The organism is Micromonospora antibiotica, assembly GCF_017599305.1.
GTDB classification, from domain to species: Bacteria; Actinomycetota; Actinomycetes; order Mycobacteriales; family Micromonosporaceae; genus Micromonospora; species Micromonospora antibiotica.
On record NZ_JAGFWR010000006.1, the window covers coordinates 52,712 to 66,853 of the forward strand.

The following is a 14,142-nucleotide window of genomic DNA, read 5'->3' on the forward strand; positions in this document are numbered from 1 at the left end:
GCTCGCGCCCCCGATGTCCGGTCGATTGCGATTCGACCAACCCCCACGGATGGCGGAGAACCCGTGCTGAACAGATCGCCGGTCGTCGCCGTTGTAGGCACCGGCCGGGGAAGGGCTCCCCCGGTGCGGACGGAGGAGGGAACCGTGCACATCCCGACCGCCCCCGGTGGCGGACGACCACCGGAGCAACCGGCGACCCGGCACGCCACCCACCACGGGTGGCTCGGCACACTCCTGCCGGCGGTGGCGGTCCTGGCCGCCCTCACCCTCACCGCCGGTCCCGCCGCAGCCGGTGCGGCGTCGGCCGGCCCGACGCCGGCCAGCGCGACACCGGCCAGCGCGACACCGGCCGGTCCGACGCCCGCCAGCGCGACACCGGCCGGGCGGTACTACGTGGTGGGGCCACCGGTGGCCGGCCAGCGGGAGTACCTCTACCAGATCGCGGCCAACACCCTCGGCGACGGCAACCGGTACCGGGAGATCTTCGAGTTGAACCAGGGCCGCCGGCAGCCCGACGGGGGGCGGCTCACCGACCCGGCCGAGCTGCGCCCGGGCTGGGTGCTGGCGCTGCCGCCCGACGCGCGGGGGACGGGCGTACGCACCGGTCCGCTCCCGCCGACCGGCGGGGCCGCCCCCGCACCACCGGAGACTGCCGACCCCGGGCACCACGGTCGACTGGTCGGCCTCGCCGGCCTCGCCGCCGTCGCCCTGCTCGTCGCCACCCTGCTGCGCCGGCCGGTCCGGCGGCGTGCCCTGCCCGGACGGCCCCCGCCGCTCGCCCTCGACGCGGGCCGGGTGGCGTCTCCACCACCGGCCGTCGAGGTCGACCCACCCGCCGAGGTCGACCCGCCCGCCGAGGGGGTGCCCACCGTCGTGGCCGTCGCACCTCTGCCGGAGGGTCCGCGGCAACGGGCGGGTCGGCCGGCACCGGCGGATCCGGGGCACCGGCCCGGCCCGGTGCCCGTCGCCGACGTGCTCCCGCAGCCCCTGCCCTGCGTGGCCGACGACCTCGACACCGAGGTGACCTCGCCCTCGGGCACCCTCGCGGTCCGGGTGCCCGGGGTCGCACCGGGCGGCCGGCCGCACTACGCCTGGCAGCTCCCGGCACAACCCCCGCCGTCGATGCGGCTGCCGGTCCGGCTCGGCCACCGGCGGGGCTGGGCGCTCTGGATCGACCTGGCCGGCACCCCGGACGTGTTCACCGTGACCGGCCCGGGCGGGGCCGCCCGGCAGCGGGCGCGGACGCTCGCCGAGCAGGTGTACGCCGCCGGGCACACGGTCACCGTGGTCGGCGACCTGTTCGGACCGGACCTGCCCGAAGGCTGGGCACACCGGGCGGCCTTCCCCACCGACGAGGCGGATCTCCCGGACGGCCCCGGGGTGTTGTGCACGGCCGCCCTGTCCGGCCCGGAACTGACCTTCGCCCACCGGATCGCCACCCTGACCGGGCACCGGCTGGTGCCGGTCGTCGTCGGCCGGGCGCTGCGGGCCCGTTGGGCGGTGACCGTCCGGCCGACCACCGCCCCCGCTGCTGTCGCCGAGCTCGTCGGTGCCGTCGTCCCGGGCGGCGGAGGTCGCTCGGCCCGCGAGGGCGGCGGTAGCTCGGCCCGCGAGGGCGGTTTTCCCGTCGAGCGTGGTGAACCGTGACCGGTCGCGCACCGTTGTGGGCCCGGGGGTCCGCGTCCACGGCACCTGCGGGCCGGGGCGTCACGCCGACCGCTGCCCACCCACGACGAGGAGACGGTGCATGACCCGGTTGCTGCTTTCCTGGGCCCGTTCGCTGGGTTGCCTCGTGGCGACCGGCGTGCTGGTGATCGCCCCCCTCACCCCGGTCCGGGCGGCCCCACCGCCGCCCCCGACCTATGTGAAGTACTACCCGGTGGGCGCGGGGTCGGAGAGCACGGGGTCCGAGGGCGCGGTGACGAACCTGACCGGGGTGGCTGCCCGGTTCCTGGCCGACCCCGACCGGGCCGACGAGATCTACCGGCTCAACGAGGGCCGCCGTCAACCCGACGGCGGGCGACTCACCGCCGTCGGGCAGCAGTTGGTCGCCGGATGGTTGCTGGTGCTGCCCTGGGACGCCTTCGGCGACGAGGTCCGCTACGGTCTGCTGCCGACGGACCCGCCGAAGGCGGCACCGGCCCGGCCTGCTCCCCGGGCGGGCACCCCGACGTGTGCCGCTGCCACCTCCGGTGGCGGCGGGTCGAACTGGGCCGCCACGAAACTCTCCACGGCACGCGCCTGGGAGCACGGCACGGGGGCCGGGGCGCTGGTGGCGGTGGTCGACTCCGGCGTCGACGGCGAGCTTCCGGCCCTGGCCGGGCGGGTGGCGCCCGGGTCGGACGTCATCACCGGCAAGGCCCGCGCCGACACCGACTGCCTGGGTACGGGCACCGCGATGGCGAGCGTGATCGGGGCGGACTCCGGTGCCGGCTCGCCCGCACCGCCGGCGGTCGGCGTGGCCCCGGAGGCGGCCATCCTGCCGGTCCGGATCGTCGCCGACGGCACCGGCGCCGACCCGTCGCGGACCGCCCTCGGGATCGAGGTCGCCGTCTCGGCCGGCGCGACAGTGATCGCACTGGGCGGGTACGCCAGACTCACCGACCCGGCCGTGACGGAGGCCGTGCGCTCGGCGGTGGCGCACGACGTGGTGGTGGTCGCCCCGGCCACCACCGACGGCACCGCGGCCGTGGCCCAGGAGGGTCTGCTCCGGGTCGCCGGGGTCGGCCCCGACCTGCGGCCCGTGCTGGCGTACCCGGCTGGTGGGGTCGACGTCACCGCGCCCGGCCTCGACGTGGCGACGCTCGGTGTCGGTGACCCCGGCCCCCGGGCCCGTACCGGCACCGAGTACGCCGTCGCCTATGTCGCCGGGGTGGCCGCGCTGGTCCGCTCGGCGCGGCCCGGGACGAACGCCGTGCAGGTGGCGCGTCGGATCAGCGCCACCGCCGACCCGGGGACCCGGTCGAGTCCGAGCCCGGAGAACGGCTGGGGCCTGATCGATCCGCTGGCGGCGGTCAGCCCCGACCCGGCCCAGGCGGTGCCGCCAGCCCGATTCGGTTCCGCCCTCTGGCCGGCGTTGGTGGCCGGCGGGCTCGGGCTCTTCCTGCTGGCGGTGGTGGGGGTGTTCGCCAGACGGGCCCGACGGCTCACCCACCACGGACCGGCCACTGTCGAGGTCGCCGCACCGGTGGTCCTTCCGGTGCCGGCGACGCACCACGAACGGCGGAGCCTGCACGTGCCGGACGTCCGGCACGAGCCGCCGGCACCAGTCGCTGCGCAGGAACCGCTGGTGCCGCAGGAAGCCGTGGCACCGCAGGAACCGGTGGTGCCGCGCGAGCCGGGGGCAGTGCGCGAGCCGGGGGCGCTGGCGTGACCGGTGCGGGCCGCCGTCGTGGTCGTGCCGTCGTGGCCGGGGCACTCGTCACCGTCGGGGTGCTCGTCGCCCCGCCGGTCCCGGCCGCCGGTGCCGGGGAGCCACCGCCGCTACCGACGACGGCGGGCGGTTGTGTCGGGCCGTCCCCGGTGACGGCCCGGGAGACCCCCTGGGCGTTGCGCCTGCTCGCCCCGCAGACCATCTGGCCGTTGACCCGGGGCGCCGGGGTGCTGGTCGCCGTCGTGGACTCCGGCGTCAGCGCCGCCGCACCCGCCCTGGCCGGTGCCGTACGACCGGGTGTCGACGTCACCGGCGGGCGGGCGGACAGCGACTGCGCCGGCCGGGGCACCGCGCTGGCCGGGATCGTCGCGGCCCGGCCGGCCAGTGGTGAAGGCCCCACCGGCCTCGCCCCGGAGGCCGGGATCCTGCCGGTCCGGATCACCGACGCGAACCGGCGGATCAGCCCGGCCAGGCTCGCCACCGGTATCCGGCGGGCCACCACCGCCGGGGCGGACGTGATCCTCGTCGCCACCGGGGTCACCACCGCGACCCCCGACCTGGCCGCTGCCGTGCAGGCAGCGGTGGACCGGGACATCCTGGTGGTCGCCGCCGTCACCGACCGGGGTGGGGACAACGGCGGGGACCCGCCGGTCGGCTATCCCGCCGGGTTCGCAGCGGTGCTGGCGGTGAACGCGGTTGGTGTCGACGGGGGGTCCGGTCCGGTGGCGGCCGGCGCGGGCACCGACCTCGCCGCCCCGGGAGCCGGGCTGGGCGTCGCCCCGCGCGGGTCCGGCCACTACACCGTCGGTGGCGCGGCCGTGGCCGCCGCCTACGTCGCCGGGGTCGCCGCGCTGGTCCGGTCGTACCACCCGGAGCTGTCCCAGGCCGAGGTCCGCGCCCGCCTGGAACGGACCGCGATCCCCCCACCGGGCGGCGGGCCGGACCCGGGCGTCGGCGGTGGGACACTCGACGCGTACGCGGCGGTCGCCGCGCTCGCCCCCCGTCAGGCCGGCCCGCCGGTGCCGGTCCCGGCGGGGCCGGTCGACGTGCCCACCGTCCCCGGGCCGTCCCGCTCGGCACGGGTGGCCGGCCTGACCACCGTCGGCGCCCTCGTGACGACCCTGCTCGTGGCTGCCGCCGCCCGTTCCCGCCGGACCCGGCCCGCCGGGAACGGCAACAGGTGAGGGTGGGAACGGCCGGTGTCGCGGGGATCAGTCGGCGGCCTCCGCGCGGTGCCGACCGTGCGCGCTGCACCAGCTCTGGCAGCCGTACGCCTGGCTGACGGTGGCCGTCTTCGCGCTCCCGCTCGCGGTCGTCGCCCGACGGCCGGCCGGTAGGATCAGCCGGTGGACCTGGACGACACCGCCGCCCGACTCGGGGTGCCCGTCGCGGAGGTCGAGCGGGTGCACCGGCTCGCCGGTGACCGGCCGGCGGCCCCGCTGCCCGCCAAGGCCGACGCGCCCCCGATCCTCGACCGGCTGGCGGTACGACCGGACGACGCAGCCGAGATCATGGCCGGCTGGCCGGACCCCGGCTCTCCGTTGTGGACGCCGGAGCTGCGCTGGCTGCTGGACCGTTCGACCGCCCTGGTCCGCGCCGACCTCGGCGGGCACGAGTGGCTGTCGCCCGGCCCGGAGCTGCCCCGCGACCGGGGGCCCGCCTGGCGGCACCTCTACGTGTACGTCTACCTCGCCCTGGTCGACGTGGTCCGTGGGTTCCACCGCGAGCACGGCGTCGCCGGGTCCGTCACCTGGGCGACCCTCGCCGACCTGGGCCGTAACCTGGCGATCGACAGGCGGATGCGTGGCGAGGGCTGGCCGGTCATGCAGAGCTGGCTGACCCTGCACGTCCGGGGCGGCCTCTACGAGCTGGGCCGGCTCCAGCACGAGCGGTCCGGCACCACCATCGGCCTGCACGTCCCCGATGCGGGGCCGATGAGCCCGGCGGCGGTCGACGCGTCGCTCGACGAGGCCCGCGAGTTCTTTCCCCGGCACTTTCCCGACGAGCACCCCACCGCGTTCTCCTGCGGCTCCTGGCTGCTCGACCCGCAGTTGCGCGACTACCTGCCCGAGGATTCCAACATCATCCGGTTCCAGCGCCGGTTCGAGTTGCTCCCCTACGTGCCGGCCGACGGGCCGGACGCCGACGTCGAGGTGCGCCGGTTCGCCTTCCGTACGCTCAGCACCCCGCTCGACCGACTGCCCCGGCGTACGGTGCTGCAACGCGCGATCATCGACCACCTGGCGGCCGGCGGCCACTGGCACTGGCGACACGGCCAATTCCCGATCTAGCGATGTCCCGACGCCCGGTCTGTGGGTCGGTGCTCATTTGATCCATTCATCGCCGACCGCAGTGCCGTCGCGAGGTGTCGGATGTCCGACCCGGTTCGGAGGCATCCTCACCGACATCGTCACGCATCCCTGAGGCATGAAGTCCCTTTGCGACATTCCCTGGCAACCCGGGCCGCGATCCATGATCATGCCGGTGACGTCTCCCTTTGATGATTGGGTGACTCACCGACCGGGTACCGGTCGCCACGCACCGTCGCACCACGGTGGGCCACCAACGCGTCCGCCGGCACCGCTTCTCATTCCCCCCGGAGGACACCGATGACGACATTGCGAGAACGTGCCCCGAACGGCGAATAGCCTCTGTGGACACTGCACGGCCGCCCGTTGACCCGGGATGGGATGATAAGATAACAATCCGTACAGATCGGCATTTCAGGAGCTGATCATCATGGGCACGAACACATCGACGTCCGACATTCAGGAGACCGAGCGGGGCGATTCCGTGCACCTTCGGGTCTCCGGGCGCGGGGCAGACCGGGAACTCGACGCGCTGGCCAGCTGGCTGCGGGGTAACGCCCTGCTCGGCGGCGGTTGGCCGGTCTCCCGGCTACGACCGGACGATGATCCGGACGGCACCCGGATGGGTGTCGGCGACCTGGACACTCTGCTGGTGATCCTCCAGTCGACGCTGGGGCTGGCCGAACTGATCATGGCGGTCAGGACGTGGCGGGAGGCACGCGCGATCAGGGGCCGACCCGATCTCGTGGTCACGATCGTCCACCAGGGAAAGACCGTCGTCGTCAGCGACGACGGCGACCACGTGGATGCGTCCGGTCCACGCCCACTGCCGGCGGCCGAACCCGCGCCGCAACCGCCGACGGAGACCGACGATGACGAATGCTGACCGGGATCCGGTCGGCGATCCCGCCCTGTCGCACGCCGTGCTCATCGGCACCGCCGTCTACCGGCACCCTTCCTACCGTGGCCGGAACCTCCCCGGGGTCTCCGCCAACGTGGCCAAGCTGGGGTTGACACTGCTGCAGGACGTGCCGTGGGGCCTGGAGCCGGCACGGTGCACGGCAGTGATGAACCCGGCATCGGCGGACGAGATCCTGACGACCATCGAAAGTGCCGGTGCCCAGTGCCGCGCCACCCTGTTCGTCTACTACGCCGGGCATGGGTTCTGCTCGTCGACGAGTCCGGACGAGCTGTACCTCACCCACTCCGGGTCGGCCGAGGACCGGCAGGCGACGGCGCTGGAGTACCGGCACCTGCGTGACGCACTCATCCACTGCGGCGCCCCGAACAAGATCCTGGTGCTGGACTGCTGCTATGCCGGCAACGCGACCCGGGCCATGGGGTCCCTCAACGGGCACCTCGCCATCGAGGGCACGTTCGTGCTCGCCTCCACCGGTCCGAACCGGGCCGCCCGCGCCGACTCCGCGACCGGGCTCACGGCCTTCACCAACGAGTTGGTCGGCGTGCTGGGCAAGGACGGCGTACCGGATGCCGGGCCGTTCGTCAGCATCGAGGAGATCGCCGCGCGAACCCACGAACGACTGGAGGCCAACAATCTTCCGCTGCCGACCAGGCAGGCACACGGATACGCCGGCCGGAGGCCGATCTTCAAGAACTACGCCCATCCGACGATCATCGCCGGGATGCTGGACAGCCTCACGGAGCCGGAACCGGAGCCGGCCGCGCGCAGCCCGCAGGTGACGCTACCGCACCTGTTCTGGGGGCTGCTGTGGTCACTCGTCGTCGGCGTCGCCTGCGCTGCGATCGTGCGGTCCGGTCACTCCGAGGTCTGGGCGCTTCGTGCCGGGGTCGCCACCGGTGTGCTGGCCTGCGTGGCCTTCTTCACCACCGGGGCGTGGATGGCACTCCCTCGCACCCGACCCGTCACCGCCGGACGCCGGAGCACCCCATGAACCTGCCGACGAGACCATCGAGACGGCTGTCGCCGCCACTCCTCCTCCCGCTCACCGCGGCGACAGCCGTGGGGGTGATCATGACCGCGCTCTCCATGCTGGTCCTCCCGAAAGAGACCGGACCGACGCCCACGTCGTCGGCGGACCCCGCAGCGGTCGAGCTCACGCCGCTTCCGGCCGGAGAGGAACTGCTCATCGCCAGCGGAGTCGACCAGAGCAGAAACAGGGCCCGGCAACAGGCGGTTGACGAATGGAACCGCCGGCACGGGGACATCCGGGCACGCATCGTCGAGGTCCGCGGCGACACCGATGAGCAACGTCGCAGGTTCCAGGATCTGCTCGGCACGCACGATCCGGACCCCATCGACATCGTGAATCTCGACTCCGTGCACCTGGCGGAATTCGCCGAAGGCACCACGGAGGAAGGTCAGCCGTTGCTCGCCGCACTGGATGTGAAAGCGCCGGACATCCCCAACCCGATCACCGGGGACCTGCTCCGGACCTTCCTCCGTAACCCGCTACTGACCTGCTACTGGGATAACACGCTGTATGCCCTGCCATTCAACTCGGATGTCGGTCTGCTGTTCTTCCCGGCGGGCACCACACCTCCGGAGACGGCGGAGGATCTCCCCCGGGCGCTGTCCGCCAACCCCTCGGTGCCACACCGGATCGCCATCCAACTCAGCCCGGACGAGGCTTTCGTGGTCAACATCCTCGAGCAGTTGCTGGCGGTCAACCCGAAGCTGTTGAGGGAGAACGGCACTGCCCCGACGATCGTCCAGGAGGAGTGGGAAGAGGCGTTGGCGGTGGTGCGGGACAAGGTGAAGGCGGGTCTGCTCTACTATCCCGCCGACATGAAGGCGGATTCCGCCGAGGCGAAAACCACGCTGGCCTTCCAGAACAAGACCGTCGCTGCCATGCGCAACTGGCCGGTGTGGTTCGGCGAGATCCAGCCGGAGCCCGAGGTACGCAGGTTGTTCGGACCCGGCATCCTGGGTGGGCAGAACCTGGCGGTGGCCGCGAAGAGCCGGCACAAGGCCCAGTCGATCGAGTTGATCAAGTTCCTCACCAGCGCCGAGATCCAGCAGAAGCTCCTGCTCGACGGACGGTTCGTGCCGACCACCGAATCGACGTACACGTCATCGCCGGCGCAGGCCATTCCGTACATCGACCAACTGCTCGAGGCGGTCAAGCAGGCCCGGCCCCGCCCGATCACGCCGAACTACTACCGGGTCTCCTCGGTCATCATCGACAACCTGTACCCAGCCGTCTGGGGGAAAGAGGAGATACCGGCGACCTTCGAGCGGCAGATGCAGGACGCCCTCGGCTGATCCGGACCGGGTGGCAGCGAACCTCACGGAGTTCGCCCCGCGAGTCGCACCCGGACGGTGGAGGCGGTCGGGCAACGCGCGGGCCGTGCTGCAACGCGCGATCGTCGACCATCTGGCCGCCGGTGGCGACTGGCAGTGGCGACAGGTCCGGTTCCCGCTCTAGACCCCGTTCGCCGGGGTCTCTCCCGAGGGTCGGCCCGCTCCTGCCGGCGGTGGCCCGTCGGGGTCGTCGTCGGGCCGGGGCTGCGCCAGTCGACCGGCGATCCGTTCCAGGGCGGCGAGGTCCTGCGGGGTGAGCCGGTCGACGAGGTGCCGTCGTACCGACTCGACGTGGACCGGTGCGGCGTCGCGCAGGGCGGTCATCCCCGGCCCGGTGAGCACGAGCAGGCAACCGCGCCCGTCGGCCGGGTCGGGTGCGCGGCGCAGCAGTCCGCGCGCTTCCATCCGGCTGGCGTGCCGGGACAGCCGGCTGCGCGACCAGCCCATCTTGTCGGCCTGCACGCCGAGGGTGCTGGACTGCGCGGGCTGTTCCGACAGGGTGCTCAGCACCTCGTAGTCGGCCTCGGACAGGCCGATCGCCGCCAGGTCGTGCGCGGTGCCGGCCTGGACGGCGACCATCACGCGTCGCAGGGCCCGCCAGGCGCGTTCCTCGGCGGGCGTCAGCCACCGCACCGACCCCGACTTTGTTGACATGTAATCAATCTAGCATCTAGCCTTCGTTTCCATGTCAACGAAACCGCTCCGTATCCTCGCGCTGACCTGCGCCACCCGTCCCGGCGCACTCGGTCCCGCCGTGAGCCGGTGGCTGCTCGACGCGGTCACCCCCCGGGCTGCGGCACTCGACGTCGAGGTGGTCCCGGTGGCGCTCGGCGACCTTGACCTGCCGTTCCTCGACGAGGAGGAATCACCGTCGTCGGGCGTCCACCGGCACGACCACACCCGCCGGTGGAGCGCGACAGTCGACGCGGCGGACGGATTCGTCACCGTCACCCCGGAGTACAACCACGGGATGCCGGCGACGCTGAAGAACGCGCTGGACTACCTCGCCGTCGAGTGGGCGTGGAAGCCGATCGGTTTCGTCAGCTACGGCCACACCTCGGCCGGCACCCGCGCCGTCGAGCACGCCAAGCAGGTGGTGACCGCCCTGCGCATGGTCCCGACGGGCACCACGGTCGCCGTCCGCATCGGCGACGCCGTACGCGACGGCCGGCTGCGGCCCGATGCCGAACGCGACGCGGCCGGTGCCGCCCTGCTGGACGAGGTGGTCCGGCTCGCCCACGCCCTGCGGCCGATGCGCGAACGCGACCGGGCCACCCCCGGCCCGCTACCCGGCTCCTACGCCCGACGGCTGACCGGCGACGACGCGCCCGAGGTCACCGTGCTGCAACGGTGCTGCTGGACGGAGGAGGCACTGGTCAACGACACCCTGGCCATCCCCCCGCTGCACGAGTCGGTGCCGGAGGTGCGGCAGTGGTTGGCGGACTGGCACACGATCGGCCTCTGGCGCGACGGTCGACTGCTGGGCATGGTGCGGATCCGCACCGACGGCACCGACTGCCACCTCGGGCGGCTCGCCGTCGTACCCGACCTGCGCGGTCGGGGGCTGGGCCGGTGGCTGCTGCGCGCCGCCGAGGCGACCGCCGGGCCGCAGTGCCGCCGCATGCTGCTGTTCACCGGCGTCCGGAGCCGGCGCAACATCGACCTCTACCAGCGGATGGGCTACCGGCCGGTGCCGGTGGCCAGCCCGGACGGCACCGTCTGCCTCGCCCGGGACCTGTCCGACGGCTAGCTAACCCAGGGTGGCCGCCAGCGCGGCGGCGTTCTCCCGGGCGGACGCGACCCGTCGCGCCTCGTCGGCGGTGAGCACCACCCGCCCGGCGCGGTCCAACAGCTCGGCCGCGGTCGCCGGGTCGTCCAGGCCCAGCGCCAGTTCCGCACGGTAGACCAGGGCCTCCACGTGGACGACCGGGTCGTCGGCCGCGCCGGGGCGGGCCAGGGCGCCGTCGAGGATCCGGACGGCCTGACGCAGGTCGCCCCGCGAGTCGGCCTGCACCACGGCGTCGGCCAACGCCCGGGCCAGCCGACCGACGGGCGGTGCCGACGAAGCGCCACCCCGGTGGACGACACGGACCCAGTTGCCGCCCGGGTCGACGATGCTGAACCCCGTCACCCCGTCGGCGTTACGCCGCGCCCGGGGCCGGGTCATCCGGGGCCGGCCCGACACCGGCACCCTGCCGTAGGCGGCGCGCAGTCCGGCGGCGAACGCCCGGTGCATGCCCTCGATGTCGGGGGTGACGACCAGGCACGAGCCGTACGACTGCTCCGGGTCGAAGCCGGCGAGCTCGAAGAAGTGCAGGCACAGGTCCTCCCATTGGACGACCACGTACGGGTTGGGTCGGCGTTGCCGGTAGGTGGTGTGGAAACCGAGCGCCTCGTAGAAGGCGAGGGTGTCGTCGATGGAGGCACAGGGCAGCAGCGGAACGGTCACCTCGTCGGCCATGCCTCCGTTCTACGCAGGTGACACCGCCCGACGCACATGGAATTGACCTTTCGTCCAGATCGGACACCCGGACGGTGGAGGTGGGTCGGGCGGTGCGGGTCAGCGGGAGCCCGCGCCGCCTCCTGTCGTCCCCGCACGGCCCTGCCAGTCCTCGGCCGAGGTGAACGGCACGGGGTGGGGTCGCCGCACCGTCGTGCCCAGTGCGATCCGCCGGCCCTCGGCCGCCGACCGCAGCAGCCCGGTCATCGTGTCGAGGACGTGCAACGCCAGGTCACCGCCCGCCCGGGGGGCCCGGGTGGCGTCGGCCCGGACCGCGTCGATCAGCCCTAGGCCCCGGGCACCGGCCTGGTAGCCCGCCGACGGGGCGAGCACCTGCCAGCCGTCGCCGCCGAGCGGGCACAGCCGGACCTCGCCGTCGAAGTAGTTCGGGTCGGGTACGGCGAGGGTGCCGGTCTCCCCGTGCACCTCGATCGGCGCGGCCGTCGTGGTCACCCCCTCGAAACTGGTGGTGATGGTGGACAGCACCCCGCTGTCGTGTTCGAGCACGCCCGACACGTGGGTGTCCACCAGAACGGGGACGCGCTCGCCGAGGCGCGGGCCGTTGCCGATGACCCGTTCCGGGCGCAGCCGGCTGGCCGCCCCGGTCACCGCGCGCACCGGACCGAGCAGGTGGATCAGCGCCGACAGGTAGTAGGGGCCCATGTCCAGCAACGGGCCGCCACCCGGGGCGTAGTAGAAGTCGGGGTGGGGATGCCACCGCTCGTGCCCGGGGGTGACCATGACGGCCGAGGCGGCCAGCGGACGCCCGATCAGCCCGTCGTCGATCGCCGCGCGGGCCGTCTGGGTGCCGGTGCCCAGGACGGTGTCGGGCGCGCAGCCCACCCGCACCCCGGCCGAGGCGGCCCGGTCGAGGACCGTGCGGCCCTGCGGCAGCTCCACGGCGAGCGGTTTCTCGACGTACACGTGCTTGCCGGCGTCGATCGCGGCGAGCGAGACCTCCACGTGGGCGGCGGGGATGGTGAGGTTGAGCACCGTCTGCACGTCGGGGTGGTCGAGCAGGCGCGCGACGCTCATCGCCTCGGCGTCGGGGAGGGTCGCGGCGGCCGCGGCCGACCGGTCGGCGTCGAGGTCGGCCACCGCGACGATGCGCAGCTCGGGGTGGTGGGCCAGGGTGTCCAGATAGGCGCGGGAGATGACCCCGAGCCCTACGACGCCGACGCGGTGCGGGTCGCCCACAGCATGCCCCTCTCGATGACGGTCCGCACGGACGGGTGCTCCAGCACGTCGAGGCTGTGCCCGGGGGTCGTCACGACGACCCGGCCGGCGCCCCAGCGTCGGGTCCAGATCGCCGGCGAGGTGACCGGCCGGTGCCAGGGGTGCCAGTCCCGGGTGGGGTGGACGGTGGTGGCGAGGACGTCGACCAGGTCGTCGTGCAGCACCCAGTACTGCTCGGTGACCAGCTCGAAGTCGGCGATCCCGGCGGTGATCGGATGCTCCCGGCCGAGGTCGGTGACCGTCACCGTGTGCGGCAGGAAGTTGTCCTGCTCCCCGCCCTGCCGCTCGCAGGGCTCCCGCCCGGGGTGGGTCGCGAACTGGCCGCCCACCAGGTGCAGGTAGTCCGACGAGGCGCGGAACGCGTCCACGATGCCGCCGTGCCAGCCGGTCAGGCCCGTCCCGGCGACGACCGCCGCGCGCAGGCCGGCCACCTCGTCGGCGGTGATCTCGGCCATCGTCATGCACTGCACGACGAGGTCGGTGCCGGCCATCGCGTCGGCGTCGGCATAGACCGCGGTGGACTCCTCGATGCGTACGGAGTAGCCGTTGTCCTCAAGGAACGGCAGGAACAACTCCGTCGCCCGGACCGGCTGGTGCCCCTCCCAGCCGCCGCGAACCACCAGTGCTCTGCGCTGCGTCACGCTCGCTCCCTCCACGGTCGACCGCCGGTCGGCCGGCGACGTGCCGCCGGCGGGCGTGCCGGCCGGGCACCGGAAACCGTACCCGGATCCGCCGACACGGTCGGCCCCGCGCGGATCACGGCACCGCCGACGGACCGGCCCCCGGTGGGTGGGATGCGGCTCAGGGCCGGGGCGTCCACGGGCGCAGGGCGACCTCGGTGGCCTGCTGGAGGGACGCGCGGATCGCGGCCGGGTCGGCACGGCGGCGCGGGTCCTCCAGGAGCGTGGTCAGGGCGGCGGTGGCCGCGCCGACGAACGCGCCGACCAGGGCGGCGGCGCTGACCTCGTCGAGGCGGTCGGGATAGGCGGCGGCGAGGTGCCGGGCGATCTCGCGTTGACTCTCCCACTGCAGTTGCAGGGACCGACCCCGGACGGCGGGTACCTCCATGGTCAGCCGGATCCGCAGTGCGGCGAGAGGACCGGTCATGTCCCCGCTCTCGTCGTTCGCCTGCCGCAGCGCGCGCAACAGCACCTCGGCCGGTTCCTCGCCCGGCGACCGGCCGGCGATGGCGTCGACCGCGACGCGCACCCGACGGTCGGCCTCCGGGAAGAGCAGATCCTCCTTGCTCGGGAAGTAACTGAAGAAGGTGCGGGTGCCGATGTCGGCGGCGGCGGCGATCTCGGCGATGGTGGTCGCCTCGTAGCCCTGGCGTCCGAACAGGTCGACGGCGGCGTCGACGAGCGCCTGCCGGGTGCGGGCCCGCTTGCGGTCGCGGAGGGACATCGGCACACCTTAGCGCACCGAACGCAAATCCGCACTC

Annotated in this window: 14 protein-coding genes; 9 read left to right on the forward strand and 5 right to left on the reverse strand. The window is 73.7% G+C overall.

The annotated features are described in order from the left end of the window. The first annotated feature begins 144 nt into the window (after positions 1-144). The 8 genes from JQN83_RS13550 to JQN83_RS13585 all read left to right on the forward strand — a co-directional run bounded on the left by JQN83_RS13550 (position 145) and on the right by JQN83_RS13585 (position 9,089). Complete coding sequence (locus JQN83_RS13550) at positions 145-1,647, forward strand: LysM peptidoglycan-binding domain-containing protein (protein WP_208567489.1); 1,503 nt, start codon at positions 145-147, stop codon at positions 1,645-1,647. 100 nt (positions 1,648-1,747) lie between these two features. Beyond that, positions 1,748-3,373: a S8 family serine peptidase gene (locus JQN83_RS13555; protein WP_208567490.1), complete on the forward strand. Its 1,626-nt coding sequence runs from the start codon at positions 1,748-1,750 to the stop codon at positions 3,371-3,373. 32 nt (positions 3,374-3,405) lie between these two features. Next, on the forward strand, positions 3,406-4,557 hold the full coding sequence (locus JQN83_RS33060) for a S8 family serine peptidase (protein WP_208567491.1): 1,152 nt from the start codon (positions 3,406-3,408) through the stop codon (positions 4,555-4,557). Between the two features lie 162 nt (positions 4,558-4,719). Continuing rightward, positions 4,720-5,664 (forward strand): acyltransferase domain-containing protein, encoded by a 945-nt coding sequence (locus JQN83_RS13565; protein WP_208567492.1) that lies wholly within the window; start codon positions 4,720-4,722, stop codon positions 5,662-5,664. A gap of 448 nt (positions 5,665-6,112) precedes the next feature. Beyond that, positions 6,113-6,568, forward strand: a complete 456-nt coding sequence (locus tag JQN83_RS13570; RefSeq protein WP_208567493.1) for an effector-associated constant component EACC1 — start codon at positions 6,113-6,115, stop codon at positions 6,566-6,568. Continuing rightward, positions 6,555-7,595 carry a caspase family protein gene (locus JQN83_RS13575; protein WP_208567494.1) on the forward strand — a complete coding sequence of 347 codons (1,041 nt, stop codon included), beginning with the start codon at positions 6,555-6,557 and terminating at the stop codon, positions 7,593-7,595. The genes JQN83_RS13570 and JQN83_RS13575 overlap by 14 nt, the downstream gene beginning before the upstream one ends. Continuing rightward, positions 7,592-8,926, forward strand: coding sequence for an extracellular solute-binding protein (locus JQN83_RS13580; RefSeq protein WP_208567495.1), 1,335 nt, complete (start codon positions 7,592-7,594; stop codon positions 8,924-8,926). The genes JQN83_RS13575 and JQN83_RS13580 overlap by 4 nt, the downstream gene beginning before the upstream one ends. Positions 8,927-8,936: 10 nt before the next feature. Then, entirely contained in the window at positions 8,937-9,089 is a 153-nt protein-coding gene (locus JQN83_RS13585; RefSeq protein ID WP_208567496.1) for a hypothetical protein, read from the forward strand. On the opposite strand, the gene JQN83_RS13590 is transcribed toward JQN83_RS13585, so the two are convergent. Further along, positions 9,086-9,619, reverse strand: coding sequence for a MarR family winged helix-turn-helix transcriptional regulator (locus JQN83_RS13590; protein WP_208567497.1), 534 nt, complete (start codon positions 9,617-9,619; stop codon positions 9,086-9,088). The two genes, JQN83_RS13585 and JQN83_RS13590, sit on opposite strands and share 4 nt — an antisense overlap. Before the next feature lie 31 nt (positions 9,620-9,650). Between JQN83_RS13590 and JQN83_RS13595 the strand changes: the two genes are divergently transcribed. Continuing rightward, a complete protein-coding gene (locus JQN83_RS13595; RefSeq protein WP_208567498.1) occupies positions 9,651-10,715 on the forward strand; it encodes a bifunctional NAD(P)H-dependent oxidoreductase/GNAT family N-acetyltransferase in 1,065 nt (354 codons plus the stop codon). On the opposite strand, the gene JQN83_RS13600 is transcribed toward JQN83_RS13595, so the two are convergent. The 4 genes from JQN83_RS13600 to JQN83_RS13615 form a co-directional block, all read right to left on the reverse strand. Continuing rightward, entirely contained in the window at positions 10,716-11,426 is a 711-nt protein-coding gene (locus tag JQN83_RS13600; protein ID WP_208567499.1) for a DUF8817 family protein, read from the reverse strand. A gap of 99 nt (positions 11,427-11,525) precedes the next feature. Beyond that, positions 11,526-12,662, reverse strand: coding sequence for a Gfo/Idh/MocA family protein (locus JQN83_RS13605; RefSeq protein WP_208567500.1), 1,137 nt, complete (start codon positions 12,660-12,662; stop codon positions 11,526-11,528). Continuing rightward, positions 12,632-13,342, reverse strand: coding sequence for a ThuA domain-containing protein (locus JQN83_RS13610; RefSeq protein ID WP_208567501.1), 711 nt, complete (start codon positions 13,340-13,342; stop codon positions 12,632-12,634). The genes JQN83_RS13605 and JQN83_RS13610 overlap by 31 nt, the downstream gene beginning before the upstream one ends. Before the next feature lie 160 nt (positions 13,343-13,502). After that, entirely contained in the window at positions 13,503-14,105 is a 603-nt protein-coding gene (locus JQN83_RS13615; protein WP_208567502.1) for a TetR/AcrR family transcriptional regulator, read from the reverse strand. Positions 14,106-14,142 lie beyond the last annotated feature (37 nt).

What these genes read in the sequence shown, in the direction of transcription:
- JQN83_RS13555 (WP_208567490.1), top strand. Translation starts at nt 1,748, where the DNA reads ATGACCCGGTTGCTGCTTTCCTGGGCCCGTTCGCTGGGTTGCCTCGTG.
- JQN83_RS13570 (WP_208567493.1), top strand. Translation starts at nt 6,113, where the DNA reads ATGGGCACGAACACATCGACGTCCGACATTCAGGAGACCGAGCGGGGC.
- JQN83_RS13575 (WP_208567494.1), top strand. Translation starts at nt 6,555, where the DNA reads ATGACGAATGCTGACCGGGATCCGGTCGGCGATCCCGCCCTGTCGCAC.
- JQN83_RS13580 (WP_208567495.1), top strand. Translation starts at nt 7,592, where the DNA reads ATGAACCTGCCGACGAGACCATCGAGACGGCTGTCGCCGCCACTCCTC.
- JQN83_RS13590 (WP_208567497.1), bottom strand. Translation starts at nt 9,619, where the DNA reads ATGTCAACAAAGTCGGGGTCGGTGCGGTGGCTGACGCCCGCCGAGGAA.
- JQN83_RS13595 (WP_208567498.1), top strand. Translation starts at nt 9,651, where the DNA reads ATGTCAACGAAACCGCTCCGTATCCTCGCGCTGACCTGCGCCACCCGT.
- JQN83_RS13600 (WP_208567499.1), bottom strand. Translation starts at nt 11,426, where the DNA reads ATGGCCGACGAGGTGACCGTTCCGCTGCTGCCCTGTGCCTCCATCGAC.
- JQN83_RS13615 (WP_208567502.1), bottom strand. Translation starts at nt 14,105, where the DNA reads ATGTCCCTCCGCGACCGCAAGCGGGCCCGCACCCGGCAGGCGCTCGTC.